Source organism: Teichococcus wenyumeiae (genome assembly GCF_003696345.1).
Classification (GTDB): Bacteria; Pseudomonadota; Alphaproteobacteria; order Acetobacterales; family Acetobacteraceae; genus Pseudoroseomonas; species Pseudoroseomonas wenyumeiae.
This window is the reverse complement of record NZ_RFLX01000050.1, coordinates 1-17,510: the sequence shown is the minus strand read 5'-3', so window position 1 is coordinate 17,510 and position 17,510 is coordinate 1. Positions and strand designations below refer to the sequence as shown.

Below are 17,510 nucleotides of genomic sequence, written 5' to 3'. Positions count from 1 at the left end.
CTGCGCCCAAGCGGCATCCTGATCCTGCTGCACCCTGAGTCACGCGGCCGAACTCGCCCTCCGTCAAACAACTTGCCAATGCCCGCGAGCAAGGTGGTGCTGGAAGGATTCAGTTGAGCCGGGGCCGTCGCAGGCTTCCCGAAACGGCTCAGGTCGGCTCAGTTGGAGACAGAGACGAGGCCGTCCTTGGCAGCCTGCGCCCAGCGCTGATCGTCCTCCTGCAGGAAGGCCGCGAACTCGCGCGGGCCGAGCGTGCGCATGTCGGCACCGAGATCGGTCAGCCGCTTGCGCGTCTCGGTATCCTTCAGTGCATCCTGAACCGCGGCGTAGAGCTTCTCGGTGATGCTGGGCAGCGTGCCTTTTGGCGCGTACATTCCGTAGGAGCCGGTGAACTCATAATCCTTGACGCCGGCCTGGTCGAGCGTCGGCACATCCGGCAGCAGGGTTGAGCGTTCGCGCGAAGTCACGGCCAAGATGTGCGCACCATTCCCGTTGAAGGGCAGGATGGCGACGGTGCTGCTGACCGCCATGGCGATATGCCCCGCCAGCAGGTCGTTGAGCTGCGGCCCGCTGCCGCGATAAGGCACCTCGACCAGTGAGATTCCTGCGCGGTGGGCAAAGGAATTGCCGACATAGCTGGTCGCCGTTTCCGTCGTGCCAAAGCTGATCGTACCAGGCTTCGCCTTCGCTGCTTCGATCAGCGCGGCGATACTGCGGTAGGGCAGCTTGTCATTGATGGCGATGACGAGCGGAAAGCCGGAGAGCAGCGAGACCGGCGTGAAATCCTGCACCGGATGGAAGGGGATGCTGCGCATCGAGTAGCGGTTGATGACATGCGCCCCGGTGCAGACGGCGAGGGTATAGCCATCCGGCGCAGCGCGCGCGACCATCTCGGCGCCGATGACGCCATTCGCGCCGGCGCGGTTCTCCACCACGATGGGCTGGCCAAGCGTCTTGCGCATACCCTCTGCAATGGCGCGAGCGAAGATGTCGGTCCCGCCGCCCGGCGAATAGGGCACGATGATGGTGATGGGCCGCGTGGGCCATCTGCCTGCGCTCGGTGACGCCGCCGATGCGCCACGATGAAGCGCGACTGTCGCCAGCGCAGCTGTCCCGCCGCGCAGCAATCCCCTGCGTGTGCTGTCCATATTCCGTCTCTCCCTGTTAGCCCCATTCTTTGCGATGGGTCACTTGATGAAGGCAGGCCCGTTTGCCGGGCCCGCCAAGCCGTCAGTAGGGGATGTTGCGCATCCCCAGGGATTCCGCCGCCCGCGCCTGATAAGCCAGCAGCTCTGGCGTCACGCCGCGCCCTTTGATGCCGCCTCGGACGGTGCCCCGGTCCACGCTCTTGTAGATGTGGCGGAGATCCTCGCAGAGCGGCCGGCTGTTCGGCACGGAAAGCCAGAGGCGGAAGAGGTGGCGCTTGCGGTCATCCTCCTCGAAATCCTCGTAATGCGTGCGGGAATGATACAGGACATGATTGTTAACGAATTGCATGTCCCCCGGCTCGAGCCACATGTCGAAGCTGAATTCCTCGCTACTCGCCATGCTCTGCAACGCGTCCAGCGCTTCATGCTGTTCCGGCGTCAGCTTCGGCTGGCCCTCCAGAAGCTGGGTAGAGCGAATGTGGTTACGGATATAACGGCTGGCGAAATGCCCGTCGCGCATGCTGTAGACGGGCGCCATGTAGGTCGGCGGCTCGTCCGGCGCTTCCTCGTTCTGGCGGCTGTGCGGCAGGTTGCCGTAGAGCAGCTTCACCAGATCCGGGCGGGTTTCCAGCAGCGCATTGTGGATGGCGACGGAGCTGGCCAGCCGGCTAAGCCCACCGGACCTCGCTGTGTTGCGGCACAGCAGTCCCACCACGTCGCTGCCATCGGTGTGGTAATCGAGCTCGGCATTGGTGTTGTAGCCGCGCCCGCTGGTGCCGCGATAAGTGCCTCCCGCATCACGGACATCGGACATGATCTGGCTCGCCTTGCCTTGCGGCCGCGCCACGCCAAGATGCGTACCAATGGACCAGAACAGCAGGCGATTGTCCTCGACGCTCATCTGCTGCACGGGCAGACCGCGGATAACCTTGAAGCCGATGCCGTTCTCCAGTTCGTTCTCAACTTCTGCGAGCACGCCTTCGAAGGCGCCGACCGGCATGTCCGTCTTGGTGATCTCTAGCATCGGCTTGCCGGAGGCCTTCACCGCCTCGAAACCGCGCATGAGGTCCGCTATCTCACGCGGGGCGAGCGGCCGCACCCATCGATCCGAAGCTTGTAGATCCGCGGCGCGCCAATCCGCCTTCGATGTCACCTTGTTGATCATTCTTGTTCTCCCTGCCGCGCGGCTGGGTCCGCGCCGGTGAGGGAACGGTATGGCGGGCACCACCTCCCGTCCATGAGAATATGCAATCGTCTGCATATCCTGGGCCTGCTTCTAGAAGACTGTTCCTAAGAGACAATAAAGCTATTCCAGGCAATAATGCGGCGCAGCATCACGAAATAGTGCAATCGTTTAACCGAACTGGCGCGCCAATGGACAGGCCCCTGAGCAAGGCGTATCTCTAGTGCCCGGCAAGGGGGGACGCATCAGTGCCGATGGTCAAGGCTGCGGCGCACCGCCCTCGCGCGACGATCGTGGACATCTCTGCCCAAGCAGGCGTATCCACCGCGACCGTGTCCCGCGCCCTCAATGGTGATACGCGAATCAGCGCTGCAACGCGGCGCCGGGTGCATGATGCGGCACAGGCTCTAGGCTACACCGTCGATGTCTTGGCGCGCTCTCTACAAAGCGGGCGCAGCGGGCTAGTCGGTTTGGTCCTCGGTTCCACCGATAATCCTTTCTATGGCGAACTCCTGCAGGAGGTGATGCGCCAATCGGCGGAGCGCGGCACTCGCATTCTCATCCTTCATGCCGGTTTCGGCCCGATGGAACGCCCTATGCTGGAGGCGATCCTGCAATACCGCCTCGATGGTTGCATCGTATCCTCTGCCGAGCCTGCCTCCCAGGTCGCGGCGATCTGTGAAGAGCACGGCGTGCCCGCCGTCATGGTCAACCGCTTACCAATGCTCCGTGCCGCTGCCGTCGCCTGCGACAACACCGCCGGCGGGCGGGAACTGGCCGATTTCCTTTGCCGGGGTGGGCACCGCAGCTTTGGCATAGCCATGGGGCCTGTCGCCGCCTCCACCGCGCAGGAGCGGGAGCACGGCTTCGTCAGCCGCCTCGCCGAACACGGGTTCATTGTGTCGCACCGCTTCATCCGCGGCGAGAACGGGGTTCCTGTCACCAGCTATGGTGGCGGCTGGCAGGCGGGCCTCGACATCGCCGACCTACCCGCGCGAGAGCGGCCGGAAGCCGTGCTGGCGATCAGCGACATCATGGCGATCGGCCTCATCGAGGCTCTGCGCGAGCGCGGCCTGCATGTACCACAAGATATTTCGGTCGTTGGCTTCGACGGCATCCGGGACGGTGCGCGGGCGAGTTACAGCCTGACGACGGTGCGCCAGCCGCTGCCGCAGATGGTAGCCTGGAGCCTGGACATGCTCGACCGGCATTCGGGGTCTTCCGCACAGCCGGAAACGCTGCTGATTCCAGGGGAGTTGGTGATCCGCAATTCCGCGCGGCTGCCGCCCGACTGACGATTTGAGCCCGGATCCAGGCAATCTTACCGTCATGAATGCCGCCTGAGATTCTGGCAGGGTCGTGACGCAGATACCTGCCGCTGTACAAAAAGGCGGCCTGTTGAGGCCGGGCAGCGATTGGCGCGGCCAGTAGAAGCAGGCTCTGAGAAGGACACACTTGCGACCTTCAGCAGCAGCTTCTAGCACGATAAGTTTTATTATCGTGCCGATGCCGTCTGGGCCATGCGATGCCGCAATGGCCTGCGCTGGCTGGCGCGACGCAATTCAGCCTGCCAGAGTCGCGCGCCAAAATAGAGGCCAAGCGACGATGACCATGGACGAAGCCCCGAAGGCTATGGTGCCACTGGATGACGCTGCCCTGGACCAGGTCACAGGCGGTGTCGGCCTGCAGGGCGGCAGACTTACCTTTGAGGATATATCCTTCTCCGTGGGCGAGGCTCGCCGGGACGCTTTGTCTACTCTGAGCAGTTCCCCGAGCACGGCGGAGATGCTCGCGCTGCAGCAACAGGTGCAGCAGTGGTCGATGCTGACGCAGACCCAGTCCACCATCGTGAAGGAACTGAGCGATACTCTGAAGGGGATCGTGCAGAAGGCAAGCTGAGACAGCGGGGCCTCGCGTCGGCCCCATCCTCTCTGACGCCACTCGATAGGAAGGCGCGGCGGGGTTGCCGCAATCGGCGAGCGTGGCCCGCCCTGGCACATGCTACATCTCTGGCATGCCCCCACCTTCCCGAGACCTGCCCCTGCCCCACGTGCCGCACCTGCTGGCAGCGGACGGGCCCTGGACGATCTGGTGCTACCGCGGCGCTACCGTGCGCTCCTGGGGCAAGACCAACCGTCTTGTCCTGCCGGGTCATCCGCTCGATGGGACCTACCTGAGCCACCACGAGACATGGTTCCCCCTCATCGACCGCTGGTTGGATCATGGCGACCTGCCACCACCAGCCTAGGCCATCACCAGCCCCCATTTTGCCGCCAGAGCCACGCGCTCGGCCTCCGGCAGGGCGCTCCCCCCCCCTTCCCTTCCCCTCTCCATAGCCTTCTTTTTCTCCAGAGAGACTTCGGCTGACCGAGCCTCGGTATCGCTTGCGGCCCATTGCTCCGGGCTGGCGAACAGGTAGGCGCTGGTCCACTGGCACCACCGGCCGGCCACCACCAAGCCGCGTCGCACGTGGCCCATGATGCCGGCGGCCTCGATGCGGCTCAGGGCGAGCTGCACCGTCGAGCGGGCGCAACCCGACCATTCCGCCAGCTGGCCGATGCTGGGGTCGCAGACCCCATGCCGCGACGGGCCGCGATAGAGCAGCGTCCAGAGCACGATGATGCCGGTCCGGCGCAGGGCGCCACCGTGCATTCCGGGCTGATGGCTGCGGCGCTCCAGGCGGCGGGCGGCCTCCATGATGCGGCGGCGGTCGGCGTCGCCGAGGTGCTGGCGCTGCCAGGCGGCAACGCGCACGGACCCGGCACGGGCCGGGCGTGATGAGGCAGGCATGCCCATGCTCCTGGGCCGCCAACAGGGCGCAGTTTCCCGTTCCGCGAATCTTGCGGTTCAAAGCGCAGGGGCCTATCTTTGGAGTAGCACTACACTCCAGTTCCGCCCTGGCAGGCGGGACAGGCCGTTTTCACGGGGAGGGGTTGTTCTGGCGGTTCTGCTGGGGCGACCCCTTTCTCATTTCTGGCCCCGGGGATTCGAGGCCACGTTTCAGCATGGCTTCAGGCGCGGTTAAGATCAACATCTCCCGTAACGGCCGTATCTTCTAAACCATTGATGTTCAAGAGTTCCGACATCCAGGATAATCGGCATGTCGGTTATCCGACATATCGGTTGACCGGAAAGTCTGAATGTCGGAATTTAGGCCTATGGCACCGCAAATCCTGGCTTTGGCCAGTACAAAGGGCGGCGTAGGCAAGACCACGCTCGCCTTTTGCCTCGCAACCGAACTGGCACGTCGGTTATCCGACATGTCGGATAACCGGAGCTCCGACATGCCGGATAACCGGTTAGTCGAGTGCATTGATGCCGATCCGAACCAAACTCTGTATCAAGCGATTCGCCGAGGCCGGGCGAAGGGCGTGCGTGCTGAGGTGGCCAATGGCGAGACTCTGCTCGCGGCTGTCGCCGAGGCTAGCAAGCGGGCCGGCCTGATCGTGATTGACCTGGAGGGTACCGCTAACCAAGCCATGCTTTATGCCTGCGGCAAGGCGAACCTGGTTTTGATTCCAGCCCAGCCATCGTTGTTCGATGTGGTCGAGGCGATGAAGACCCATGCCGTAGTGGAGCAGGCAGCCGACCTGACACGGCGTGAGATCACCACACGTGTTGTCCTCTCACGGACCCCTGTTCTGCGGCAGCGGGTGGTCGAACATAGCCGCAAGCAGTTCGCTGAGCGGGGGCTGCCGATGCTGTCCACCGAACTGATGGAGCGGACCGCCTTCCGGTTGATGACCTATACGGGCACTCCTCCCTGGGAGGATGACCCGGAGGGTGGCGCAGCAGGCAATGTCACTGCGCTCGGAGATGAAGTAGCGGCGCTGCTGGGGTGGACAGATAATGGCTAAGCGTCCTTCGGTACCAATCCCTGACCTGAATGATGACGAGCTGCGGCAGCGTCTTCAGCCACTCGCTGACCGCGTCCTTCCTAGCCCGCCAGCAACTCCCCCGGCGCGTGCTACGAAGCCGAAGCGGCAAGGCATGGAGTTTGCGCTGCCGGAAGCGGTTGCCCTCGAGCTTAAGACTAGGGCTGCGCGGCGAAATACCTCTGCTACTACCGTGCTGCTGGAGATCCTCCGTGACGCCGGCTATCCGGTGGTGCCAGCGGACTTCCTAGACCTGCGCAAGGTACCCCGAAAGTCTAGCTAAGCTAGTCCATGGAGTACCGATATGCCGGGTAGCCGACATGTCGGTACTCCGGATACCCGGCACCCAGGATGGGTGGTGCCCCGCCGTTCCAGTAGACTTTATGAAATCAAGAATAACAACAAGTTACTATGTCCATATCCCGATAATCCGATATGTCGGATTATCGGTAAGTCGGCTACCCGAATAACCGGATATCCGGGAAATCGGCATTCCGGTTCCAGGGCGAGCAGCGAACCTGTTCGGAAGAACAGCCGCCCTCTTCCTATGCTGCCTTTGGGGCTTGGGCATCACAGACTGCGCAGCACCAGCAGATCCCGTGCCAGCTCAGAGCGGATTCAACGGTTTGATCGCTATGACCTCCACCGGGAATCCCCTTTGCCCTCAGGGTGACCTGTTTGACCGGCCCTGAGGAGGCAAGGCTGCCCGCCGTCGCCTCGCTGGCGGTGATGACGTCTGAAGGCGGCTTGCCCCGAGCGCCGCTTCGGCGAGCAGAATAGCAGTGGTGACCTCCACCTTCTTGCCGACGTGGTCATCCACAGCTGTCGTGATGCCGACCTGCTGGGGCACTCGGGGAGGGACCGCATCACCCTGGTCGCCAGTGGTTGCGACTACGAGCAGATAATATGGCTGCTGGCGCAGGATGGCCTCAAGGTGACGCTGCTCTACTCGACTCACACCGGCTACGAGCCGCAACGGTGACCAACCGCTTCTACCCACTTGTCGCCTGTCTGGAGGACCTAGCTCTGCGCTGAGAGCCTGCGGCCGTTGGCCCGGCCACAAACTTGTCCCCAGATTGCGGGGACGAAGCTGTGGATCACCGGGTGGACAGACTGTGCAGGGCAGGGGAGGGCAACCGGTAATCGACGGCAAGCTCCCACCATGCCTCTAGTGATACTCGATTCAGCTTAATCTGAACTGTGACCGGTTGCAGCGCCACTGCGCCGGAGGTGATCCACAAAGCTACGCGCGGCACTTGGCAAGCTGTCTAGGTCGCGCAGCATGATGCAGATCTTTGGATGCGCCCAGGGTTCGTCGAGCGGGATGAAGCGCAGGCCGTAGATCCGGCCCACTGATTCCTGCACGAAGGAGGGAACCACACCGATCCCCATACCGCTGCCGATCATCCGACAAACGGCTTCGAACCCGCGCACGCGGATGCGCGTGCGTTTGGCGAGCCCGCTTTGCTGCGCGGCATAATCCAGCAATTGCGACAGGGCACTGCTGTAGCCCTGTTCCACCTGCTCGTATTGCAGCAGAGTGGAGTAGGAGAGCTTCCGGCGCCGCGCCAGGGCATGGCCGTTCGGCACCACCGCAGCCAGGGCGTATTGCCGCCACGGGATCAGCAGCAGAGATTCCGGCTGGAAGATATCCGGACCGATCCCGACATCGGCGCGACCTTCCTGGATGTCCTGCACGATAGCGGGCGTCTCGTATTCCTCCAGCTCGATCTTCACCTGCCGGTGCGCACGAGAGAAGCTCTGGATCTCCGCCGGCAGCCCGGCGGAGAGCGCCGAAGCGCTGGCCCGCACGCGGATATGCCCGCGCACGCCCTCCCCATATTCCGCCATCTCCAACCGCATGCGCTCCAACGACCGGAGCAGCAGCCGGGCATGGTGCAGGAAGGCCTCGCCAGCCGGCGTCGGCACCACGCCCTGAGTGCCGCGCTCCAGCAGCGCCACGCCAAGCAGCGTCTCCAGGTCGGACAGGCGCTTGCTGATGGCGGAGGGCACGATGTTCTCCCGCAAAGCCGCGCGGGCAATGCTGCCTTCCTCCACCGCCGAGACAAAGAACTGGACCGAAACGGGATTGAGCCGGCGCGGGAAGTGGCCATCTCGATCCGAGAGGGCGGGGCTCGCCACTCGTCGCTTGCCCGGCTGCACCGACACTGGCGATCCTTTCCTGTAGAAAAGGGAAACGGCATCGATCCGTCAGCCCCGCGCGAAGATGGCCGACTATAATCGGGAGGAACCGGATCCATGAAACGTCGCACCCTGCTGGCATCCCTAGCGGTGGGATCCGCCGTCTCCGGCATGGCTTCGGCGGAGGCCGCCTATCCCGCCCGGCCGATCCGCATGATCTCGCCCTTCCCCCCGGGCGGCGGCACTGACCTGCTGGCTCGCGCGCTCTGCACCCGCCTGTCCGAGGCCAATAGCTGGACGATGGTGGTGGAGAACCGGGCTGGGGCCAATGGCACCATCGGCCTGGCGGAGGCCGCCCGGGCCGATGCCAGCGGCTATGACATCGTGCTTGGCCAGCAGGACAACATGATCTTGGCGCCGCTACTGACCAAGGTGGCCTTCGACCCGCTGCGCGACTTCACGCCCATCGCCTTTGCCGCCACCACGCCGCTGCTGCTCCTGTCCTCGGCCAATTCGCCCTACCGCAGCTTCGAGGATTTGGCCAAGGCCGCACGGGCGGCGCCGGACAGGCTGACCTTCGGCAGTTCGGGCAGCGGCAGCAATTCCCATGTGGTCAGCGAGCTGCTGGCGCGCCGCGCCGGTGTGCGCATGCAGCACGTACCCTATCGCGGATCGAACCCGGCCTTGATGGACCTGATCGGCGGGCATGTCAGTGCCATCGGCGCCTCTATCGCCTCGGCCATGAGCGCAATCCAGTCTGCCGCCGTGCGGCCGCTGGCGGTGACCGGCGCCCGCCGTAATCCCTCCCTGCCGGCGGTCCCGACCCTGGTTGAACTCGGTTATGATGTGCAGATCACGAACTGGTGGGGCGTGCTGGGTCCGGCCGGCGTGCCGCAACCGGTGGTCGAGAGGCTTAACCAAGCCGTGAATGTCCAGCTTGGCCGGCCCGACCTCGCCAGGACGCTCAACGACCAGGGCATCGAGCCGGCGCCCACCTCCGCTGCAGCCTTCGCCAGTATGCTGCGGAAGGAGGCTGAGACCTGGAAGAGCATCGTTGCCGAGATCGGCCTGCGGCTTGACTGACGCCGCGCAGGAGAATGGACGCCATGACTACTAATACTGCCAGCGGCTTTGTCGAGGTCGTCGAGGTCGGCACCCGCGACGGGCTGCAGATCGAACCCACCGTGGTGCCGACCGAGGAGAAGGTCGCGCTGGTCAACAGCATGATCGACAGCGGCATTCGGCATATCGAGGTGACCTCCTTTGTTTCCTTCAAGGCGGTTCCTCAACTCGCGGATGCCGAGCAGGTGCTCGCCGGCATCCGCAAGCGCCCGGACACCAACCTGATGGCCCTGGTGCCGAACCTGCGGGGCGCCGAGCGCGCCTGCAAAACGCCGCTAGATGGCGGCGTGCTGCTGGTCTCAGCCTCGGAGACCCATAACCGCAAGAACCTCAACCGCAGCATCAATGATTCGCTGCATGGCTTCCCGGCCGTGGCGGAGATGCTGCGCCAAGGCGGCATTGAGGTGCTGGGCGCGATCGCCGTGGCCTTTGGCTGCCCCTTCGAGGGCGACCTGCCGCTGGAGGCTGTGCTGCGCATCGCCCGGACCTATGCCGAACTCGGGGTCAGGCACATCACGCTGGGCGACACCACCGGCATGGCGACGCCGCGCAATATCCGCGCCACCCTGCGCGCCCTGCGGGCGGAATTGCCGGAGATGGAATTCACGCTGCACCTGCACAACACGCGCGGCGTCGGGCTGGCTAATGTGCTGGTGGGGCTGGAGGAGGGGGTGCGGCGATTCGATGCCGCCGCCGGCGGCTTGGGCGGCTGCCCCTTCGCCGCCGGCGCCACCGGCAATATCTGCACGGAGGACCTGGTCTATCTGCTGCATGAAAGCGGCTTGGAGACGGGTATCGACCTGGAGAAGACGATCGCCATCGCGCATCGCATGGAACGGCTGTTGGGCAAGCCGCTGGCGGGGCAGGTGATGCGTGCTGGGCCGAGGCTGCGGCTGCACGCGGCCGATGCCGTGCCGACGGCGGCGGGCTAGATCGCCATGCCGACGCCTCTCAATGGCATCAGGGTGGTGGACCTGACACGCATCCTCTCCGGCCCCTTCTGCACCATGCTGCTGGGCGACATGGGCGCCGATGTCGTCAAGGTCGAAGCGCCGGGGGAGGGAGACCCGATCCGCCATGCCGGCGCGGCGGTGGAGGGGCTGAGCTGGTATTTCGCCGCCTTCAACCGCAACAAGCGCTCCGTGGTACTGGACCTGCGCGCTCCGGAGGGGCGGGAGGTACTCGCTGGCCTGCTGGGGCAGGCCGATGTGCTGGTGGAGAATTTCCGCCCCGGCGTGCTGGCCGAGATGGGCTTCGACGATGCGAGGCTGCAGGCGCTCAACCCCCGTCTGGTGGTGGCCAGCATCAATGGCTATGGCGCCAGCGGGCCCTACGCGGACCGACCGGCCTTCGACTTCGTTATCCAGGCCATGAGCGGCTTCATGAGCGTCAACGGCAAGCCGGATGATGCGCCGCTGCGCAGCGGCCTACCGATCACCGACCTGGTGGCCGGGCTTTATGCCGCCTTCGGCATCGTCAATGCTCTGCATGCCCGCCACCACACCGGCCGCGGCCAGCGGGTGGAGGCGGCGATGATGAACGGCATCATGAGCATGTTCGCCTATCTGGCCTCCGACTACCTGGCAACCGGTGTTTCGCCGGTGCGCTGCGGAAATGATCACCCGATCACTGCACCCTATGGCCTCTTCCACACCGCGGATGGCGTCATCGCCGTGGCACCAAGCACGGAAGCCATCCTGCGCCGCTTCCTGCGGGAATTGGCGCTGGAGCATGTGCTGGAGGACACACGCTTCCAGACCAACAACCTGCGCATGCGCAACCGGGCCGACCTGGATGCGCTGATCAACGCACAGTTGCAGTCGGACGGGCAGGAGAACTGGGTGCGGCGGCTGAACAAGGCGGGCGTGCCCTGCGGGTTGGTGCAGGATATTGGGCAGGCGCTGTCGGACCCGCAGGTGCTGCACCAGGAGATGGTGGTGGAAATGGAGCATCCCGGACATGGGCCAGTGCGGATGCTGGGCTTTCCGGTGAAGCTCTCAGATACTCCTTGCCAGTTGCGCTATCCTGCGCCGCCGCACGGCGCACACACGCAGCAGGTGCTCCAGGACTGGAATATTGCGGCCGCCACCTTGCAGACCACATCTGTGACCACAGAATGACTGTCGAATAGACGCAAGAGATGGAACCGAGACACTGAAGGCCAGATCTGAATTGGGGATGCCAGATGATCCGGCGCTCCTGAACTAAGTTTATGGTCTCAAGGTGTGGTGGTACGCTGCCGAGCAGGCACTCCGCCAGATCAAGGCCACGATCTGCCAATCCTCGATGCCGAGGCAGTCAGGTCGACCAGGGCGCAGGTGCCGTCCACGAGCCTAGATGGCTCCACCAGCAAAGCCCGTTCTCAGTGCTCCGCTTCCTCTAGTGTCCCGCCTCGGAACGGCCCCCCGAGGGCGCCATGCTCGAGGCAATGCTGCATCATGTCGGCCACCAGCAGATCCATTGCCGCCACGAGGTTGGCCTCGGCCTACTTGCCCGGCGTGTCACCGTGAGTGAGAAAGACATCAAGCGCGCCATTGGGTGCGGCCGGTGTGGCGCTCGCCAGGCTGATGCAGGGCGGATGAACGCGAGGACAGAAGGTAGCTGAAGTGCTGTGCGGTTGGAGCATGACCCTGTCCAATTACATGGGGGCTGACGCTTGAATGCTTGCTGACAGCAGCGCAACTAATCGCTGGCAGTTGCTCCGCTGGTTCATCTCCTCCGCTACCTTCAGCGTCCCGCAGGCAGCAGGACCCATCACGTTCTCGCTGGTCGCCCTGAGCCTCACCGGCGACGCCAGCCGCGGCGCGGCCATCGTTCTAGCCATGACGCTGGCGCAGGTGGCTGGGGCGATCCCCGCTGCCCGCCTCGGCAGGAACCGACCCGCGGCGACGTTCCTGAGGCTGCTGGTGGCCATTCGCACCGCGGCACTGGTCCTGATTGCCACTCTGGCGGCAGGCGGAGCGCCGTTCATCTGGCTCATCCTGGCCGCGGCGATCGGAGGATCCGTGAATGGTGCGGCCCACGGATATCTGCGCTCCGTGCTCAACGCACTGACGCCTGCTGAGCGGCTTCCTCGTGCCCTGGGCGTCGCCGCCACGCTCAACGAGCTGACCTTTGTAGTGGCGCCAGTGGCAGCCTCGGGCCTGGGCAGCGTCTCGCCGGTCTTCGCCGTCCTGGCGCTGGCGGGCCTGGGCGCCGTCCCGATCCTGCTGGTGCCGCAGAGCCGCGCCGCCCCCATCGACGGCATGCTCCACGCCGGAGGCTCGGTGCTCAGCCCGCCCATCCTGCTGTGGCTGCTGTGTTCCCTTGCGGGCGGGGCCGCCGTTGCTGCCATCGAGATCGGCGCCGTCGCGCTGGCGCTACGGTTCGGCTACGAGCCAGCCCTGGCCTTTCTGTTCACCGTTCCCCTGTGCGTGGCCTCCGTGGCTGGCGGGGTCTGGGTCAGCCTGCGCAACCGCATGGCCACGCGGAAGGGCGTGTTGATCCAGTTGTCCATCATGACCTTGGGTGCCGCTTTCGTGGCGCTGGAGCAATCGGTGGCCACGACCGTGGTCGGCGCCGTGCTGGTGGGTTCCGTCCTGGCGCCGCTGGGCACCTACTACTCACTCATCCTCGACACGCTGGCCCCGCCACAGAGGCGGACGGAAGTCTTCGCCCTGCTGCGCACCGCCAACTCGTCTGGTGTCATCTTCGCCAGCGCGATCCTGACCATAGCCTCTCTGTCGGCAACATTGATCGGTGTCGCTGGCCTGATGTTTCTCGCCACCTCGGCAGTCGCCTTCGCCACGTACAGGCGTCAATCCCGACCTTCCCGGGTTTAAGGCCCGGCCGGAGCGCCACCACGGCTGCCACCCTACCTCGACCGACAGAAGGTCTGGTGCCTGTGTCCGGCTTCAGGAAGCCGTTCGCGTTAAGCTTCAGGCCGGTATGGGCGCTGAGCCGTCGATCATGGCAACTGCGGGGCGGACCAGCGGCGGACACGCTGGTCAACGGTTATCGTGCTGATCAGTAAGCGAAGGAGGTAGGGATCAGGGCCGGTCACCTTGTAGCTCGCGCAGCATCCGCCGGGTTGCGCGATGCGCCTCAAGGTCGCCCTGGAATCCCTCCAGCCTCTGGCAGGCCTCGCCGAGAGCGTCAAACGGGCCGAAATGCTCAAATACTTCAATGAACCGGTGCTGGCGTGCGATGGCAGCTTCTGTTTTCAGAACCCTCTGTTCCGTCTCCGCAAGCTGAAAAGCGGATTTCGCGATGAGTTCTGGTGCAATTTTCATCATGCTCAAGTCCAGTTGGTCACTACGGCACTAACGTGGAGTAATGCTGCAGGATTTGTTAGTAGAGATGCTCTGCTCACAGAATCGCGGGATTGAACTTAAGCTAGGTATTTTCTGGAGGTGACCTGCCGTGTGCTGGCTATTGTGGCAACCACCGTCGCCCATTGGGGCGCAAGCAGCTCGACGTGTATCGTGCAAGCAGGTCGGAAGCCGCGGCTTCGGTCAAAGCCCCGGACGGTTGATCTCACGCTGTAATCGCAGCGTGCTTCGGCACACCTCCAGCTCGCCCTGCAGCCTCACAAGCTGTCCGTTTGCGGTTGCCAGGGACGAAATCAGGTCGAACTGTTCCAGCCTCTCGATGAGCCTGATCTGCCATGCAACAGCGTCTTCGGTTGCCGACATCTGCTGTTCGGCTTCAATAACTCGGTGCGTCAAACGTCCGTATAGAGCCTGCGATGCCACGTATAAAACTTCCCGCGGCTGTTACCACCACTGTTGTGAAGTGACGCAATATCATTGATCCAGAATGGATGCTCAAATTTTTTGCGATAAGCTAGAGATTTATTTGCCATGTGCCTGTTGATAGCTCAGTTGGGGCGTGCGCCGGAGAGCTGAATGCGGCAACGGCCGATCAGCAGCGCTTCAGGCACGCTGGCTGAAGATTATCGTGCAAAGGCCGCCCCTCAGGAACTCTCCTTGCTGGAGATGAGCGAGCCGATCTGCGTCGTCAGCGCGTCCAAAGAGAAGGGTTTGGTCAGGACCTGCATCCCCGGCTGCATGTGGATGCTACTGACGTCCGCATGCTCGGCGTAACCGGTGATGAACAGCACCTTGAGACCAGGACGGGCAGACCGAGCGATGTCGACCATCTGGCGTCCGTTCATGCCGCCGGGCAGGCCGATGTCGCTGACCAGCAGGTCGATTTGCACATCCGACTGCAGGATCTTCAACCCGCCCTGGCTATCGTTGGCTTCCAGGGTCGCATAACCCAGCTCTTGCAGGGCTTCGGACACCATCATGCGTACCGTCGGTTCGTCATCCACCACGAAGATAGTTTTACCGAGCCCACCAGAAGAGGGAGCGACAGTGTCCGAAAGGGTCTCAGACGCCTGCGCTTCAATTGGGTGAAAAGGAAGGTAAAGGCAGATGCTGGTGCCGTGGCCGGGTTGCGAGGAGATGCGGACCTGACCATTGGACTGCCGCACGAAGCCATAGACCATGGACAGACCCAGGCCGGTGCCCTTGCCTTCCGGCTTGGTGGTGAAAAAGGGATCGAAGGCCTTGGCCATCACCTCCGGCGTCATACCTGTGCCAGTATCCGAGATGGCGAGCGTGACGTATTGCCCTGGCGGGAGATCCACCGTTCGAGCGGCATGGCTATCCAGCCATTGGTTCGCGGTCTTCACTGTCAGACAGCCACCATCGGGCATGGCGTCACGAGCGTTGATGCACAGGTTCAGCAGTGCGTTTTCCAGCTGGTTTTGATCCACCAGCGTCGGCCAGAGCCCGGCCGCGGCTGTAACCCGCAGCTCCACCGCCGGGCCAATGGTGCGACGGATCAGTTCTTCCATTCCTGCGACCAACTGGTTCACATTAGTCGGGCGAGGATCTAATGTCTGCCGGCGCGAAAAAGCCAGCAGCCGGTGCGTCAGCGTCGCCGCCCGCGTCGCAGCGCTCTGTGCCATCGTGGCGAGACGATCGAGGTCCTTGTACCGCCCCTGGGTGATACGCGCGCTCAGCAGTTCCAGACTGCCATTGATGCCGGCCAGAAGGTTATTGAAGTCATGCGCCAGGCCGCCCGTCAGCTGCCCTACGGCTTCCATTTTCTGCGCCTGAAACAGCTGCTCCCTGGACTGTTCCAGCTCGAGCTGTGCCTGACGGCGCTCGGTCAGGTCGCGCGTGATCTTGGCGAAACCCACCAGCCGCCCGTTGTCATACACGGCGTCGATGACCACGCTGGCCCAGAAACGCTCACCATCCTTGCGGACCCGCCAGCCCTCGGCCTCAAACCGCCCTTCCCGACGGGCCGTCTCCAATGCCACCATAGGCACGCCCTGGGCCAAATCCTCGGAGGTATAGAACCGGGAGAAATGGCACCCGACGATCTCAGGCTCGGCATAGCCCTTGATACGCTCAGCACCGGCATTCCAATTCGAAACGTACCCTTCGCAGTTCAGCATGAAGATGGCGTAGTCGGTGACGCTCTGGACCAGCAGGCGGAACCGGCGCTCGCTCTCGAGCGCGGCGAGCTGGGCTTGGCGCTGCTCCGTCATGTCCCGCGTGATCTTGGCAAAGCCGATGAGCTCGCCGGCCTGGCGGATCGGGTCGACTACAACGTTGGCCCAGAAGCGACTGCCGTCGCGCCGAACGCGCCAGGCCTCGGTATGGAAGCGGCCTGCCTCGGCGGCGGTGATCAGGGTTCTTGCGGGGGCACCGGCTGCCCGGTCCTCTTCGGTATAGAAGCGCGAAAAGTGCTCACCGATGATCTCGTCGGCCGTATAGCCCTTGATCCGTTCAGCACCCGGGTTCCAGCTGATCACCCGTCCATCCGGCGCCAGCATGTAGATGGCGTAGTCCGTCAGGCCGTGGATCAGAAGTTCGTAGGTGTCTTTGCCGATCGCTGGATTGGAAGGGTTCATCTGGATACCAAAGGCCGGCAGCCTAGCCGGGACTGGAGTGAGCTGGGGGGTCTCAGCACTTCTGTGCGGGAACCTCAAGCGCATCATGGTTCTAAACTTCGACAGAACCGTGACCGCGGGACATTCGCCTCGATCAGCGGCCACCGTCCTGCCGGCCGCCCCTCGCTACAACCTGCAAGGCGCCATCCGGCAACGGCCGCTGCAGGATGCTGGCCTCTGCCCACGGCGCCTCCAGCCATGTGTCCCACTCGTCAGGGTGGGTTAGGATTGCGGGCATGGCCTTGGGGTGGACGGCGCCCACCTCGGCGTTCGGCTCCGTGGTCAGGAAGCCGAACAAGTCAGCCGTCACCTCGCCCTCCTTCAGCTTCCGCACGCTGGTCCAGTTGGTCCAGATCCCGGCGAAGAAGGCGAGGGGGCGTTCCTCGGACAAAGCAAACCAGATCGGCAGTGGCTTACCATCAGGCCCCCGATCATTCTCGCTGAAGCTGGTCAGCGGTACCAGGCAGCGATGTTCCGGGGATAGCCAGCGTCGCCAATGCGGGCTCTTAGTGTTGCGGATGTTGGTTACGCCAGGGTCGGTCTTGCGGTTCTCCAGCGCGAAGGCAGGCGAGGGCATGCCCCAGCGCGCCATCACCAGCTCGCGTTCACCATCCTGCCCGCTGCGCACGATGGGCGCGGCATAGTCGGGGTAGATCCCCGGCAATGGCGGCAGGTTGCCCACGCTGTCCCGCATGGCCCGTGCCACATCGCGGATGGCGGCCTTGTTGCTGGTCATGCTGTAGAGATTGCAGATGTGGACGGCCTCCCGCTTGCCAGGCACGTGCAGACTTGTGACCGTATCGCTTGCTATCAGATGTCCGGCCTATTTGCGCAGAAACAATCCTGCTGGCCAAGATGGTGTTCGCGGCATCGTCAACTTGCTGACCACGGCGCGGGAGGCGGACGGATGGGCAGCCGGATCAAGGGCGATCAGGCCGGCTCGGCGAGCCCGCTGACTTCGAACCAGACGCTGAACGCCCGTGCCCGCGCGGCGCGGTACTCGCTGGCTGATCCTCCTTGGCTTCCGTGGACACCCAGAGGCAAAGTTTGAGCTGGAGGTGTTTGATGGATCAGCAAGCGACGAGGACCAA

Annotated in this window: 17 protein-coding genes; 9 read left to right on the top strand and 8 right to left on the bottom strand. The window is 63.9% G+C overall.

Features of this window, described 5'->3' with window-relative positions:
• Positions 1-158: 158 nt before the first annotated feature.
• Positions 159-1,148 carry a Bug family tripartite tricarboxylate transporter substrate binding protein gene (locus tag EBE87_RS25280; protein ID WP_233553297.1) on the bottom strand — a complete coding sequence of 330 codons (990 nt, stop codon included), beginning with the start codon at positions 1,146-1,148 and terminating at the stop codon, positions 159-161.
• An 82-nt stretch (positions 1,149-1,230) separates the two neighbouring features.
• Entirely contained in the window at positions 1,231-2,211 is a 981-nt protein-coding gene (locus EBE87_RS25275; RefSeq protein WP_158600939.1) for a TauD/TfdA family dioxygenase, read from the bottom strand.
• Between the two features lie 374 nt (positions 2,212-2,585).
• Here EBE87_RS25275 and EBE87_RS25270 point away from each other — a divergent pair, with 374 nt between their 5' ends.
• From EBE87_RS25270 to EBE87_RS25260, 3 genes are all read left to right on the top strand, one after another.
• On the top strand, positions 2,586-3,626 hold the full coding sequence (locus EBE87_RS25270) for a LacI family DNA-binding transcriptional regulator (protein WP_120639230.1): 1,041 nt from the start codon (positions 2,586-2,588) through the stop codon (positions 3,624-3,626).
• 310 nt (positions 3,627-3,936) lie between these two features.
• Positions 3,937-4,230: an EscF/YscF/HrpA family type III secretion system needle major subunit gene (locus EBE87_RS25265; protein ID WP_199707526.1), complete on the top strand. Its 294-nt coding sequence runs from the start codon at positions 3,937-3,939 to the stop codon at positions 4,228-4,230.
• A gap of 115 nt (positions 4,231-4,345) precedes the next feature.
• The gene (locus EBE87_RS25260; RefSeq protein ID WP_233553298.1) at positions 4,346-4,579 is read left to right on the top strand and encodes a hypothetical protein; all 234 of its coding nucleotides are present in this window, start codon (positions 4,346-4,348) and stop codon (positions 4,577-4,579) included.
• On the opposite strand, the gene EBE87_RS25255 is transcribed toward EBE87_RS25260, so the two are convergent.
• Positions 4,576-5,121 carry a helix-turn-helix domain-containing protein gene (locus EBE87_RS25255; RefSeq protein ID WP_147426117.1) on the bottom strand — a complete coding sequence of 182 codons (546 nt, stop codon included), beginning with the start codon at positions 5,119-5,121 and terminating at the stop codon, positions 4,576-4,578. The two genes, EBE87_RS25260 and EBE87_RS25255, sit on opposite strands and share 4 nt — an antisense overlap.
• Positions 5,122-5,489: 368 nt before the next feature.
• Between EBE87_RS25255 and EBE87_RS25250 the strand changes: the two genes are divergently transcribed.
• Together EBE87_RS25250 and EBE87_RS29215 are read left to right on the top strand one after the other, a co-directional pair.
• Positions 5,490-6,188, top strand: a complete 699-nt coding sequence (locus tag EBE87_RS25250) for a ParA family protein (RefSeq protein WP_158600940.1) — start codon at positions 5,490-5,492, stop codon at positions 6,186-6,188.
• 826 nt (positions 6,189-7,014) lie between these two features.
• A complete protein-coding gene (locus EBE87_RS29215) occupies positions 7,015-7,188 on the top strand; it encodes a hypothetical protein (RefSeq protein WP_158600941.1) in 174 nt (57 codons plus the stop codon).
• 206 nt (positions 7,189-7,394) lie between these two features.
• Here EBE87_RS29215 and EBE87_RS25245 read toward each other — a convergent pair whose 3' ends face one another.
• A complete protein-coding gene (locus tag EBE87_RS25245; RefSeq protein ID WP_120639233.1) occupies positions 7,395-8,375 on the bottom strand; it encodes a LysR family transcriptional regulator in 981 nt (326 codons plus the stop codon).
• Between the two features lie 90 nt (positions 8,376-8,465).
• On the opposite strand from EBE87_RS25245, the gene EBE87_RS25240 reads away from it, so the two are divergent.
• From EBE87_RS25240 to EBE87_RS25225, 4 genes are all read left to right on the top strand, one after another.
• Positions 8,466-9,431, top strand: coding sequence for a Bug family tripartite tricarboxylate transporter substrate binding protein (locus tag EBE87_RS25240; protein WP_120639234.1), 966 nt, complete (start codon positions 8,466-8,468; stop codon positions 9,429-9,431).
• Positions 9,432-9,454: 23 nt separating this feature from the next.
• Positions 9,455-10,402: a hydroxymethylglutaryl-CoA lyase gene (locus EBE87_RS25235; RefSeq protein ID WP_199707543.1), complete on the top strand. Its 948-nt coding sequence runs from the start codon at positions 9,455-9,457 to the stop codon at positions 10,400-10,402.
• A 6-nt stretch (positions 10,403-10,408) separates the two neighbouring features.
• Positions 10,409-11,590, top strand: a complete 1,182-nt coding sequence (locus EBE87_RS25230) for a CaiB/BaiF CoA transferase family protein (RefSeq protein WP_120639236.1) — start codon at positions 10,409-10,411, stop codon at positions 11,588-11,590.
• 540 nt (positions 11,591-12,130) lie between these two features.
• Positions 12,131-13,291, top strand: coding sequence for an MFS transporter (locus EBE87_RS25225; RefSeq protein ID WP_120639237.1), 1,161 nt, complete (start codon positions 12,131-12,133; stop codon positions 13,289-13,291).
• 207 nt (positions 13,292-13,498) lie between these two features.
• On the opposite strand, the gene EBE87_RS25220 is transcribed toward EBE87_RS25225, so the two are convergent.
• The 4 genes from EBE87_RS25220 to EBE87_RS25205 form a co-directional block, all read right to left on the bottom strand.
• The gene (locus EBE87_RS25220) at positions 13,499-13,744 is read right to left on the bottom strand and encodes a hypothetical protein (protein WP_120639238.1); all 246 of its coding nucleotides are present in this window, start codon (positions 13,742-13,744) and stop codon (positions 13,499-13,501) included.
• A gap of 219 nt (positions 13,745-13,963) precedes the next feature.
• Entirely contained in the window at positions 13,964-14,203 is a 240-nt protein-coding gene (locus EBE87_RS25215; protein ID WP_147426118.1) for a hypothetical protein, read from the bottom strand.
• A gap of 221 nt (positions 14,204-14,424) precedes the next feature.
• Entirely contained in the window at positions 14,425-16,380 is a 1,956-nt protein-coding gene (locus tag EBE87_RS25210; protein WP_120639240.1) for a hybrid sensor histidine kinase/response regulator, read from the bottom strand.
• 133 nt (positions 16,381-16,513) lie between these two features.
• A complete protein-coding gene (locus tag EBE87_RS25205; protein WP_199707545.1) occupies positions 16,514-17,173 on the bottom strand; it encodes an SOS response-associated peptidase in 660 nt (219 codons plus the stop codon).
• Between the last annotated feature and the right edge of the window lie 337 nt (positions 17,174-17,510).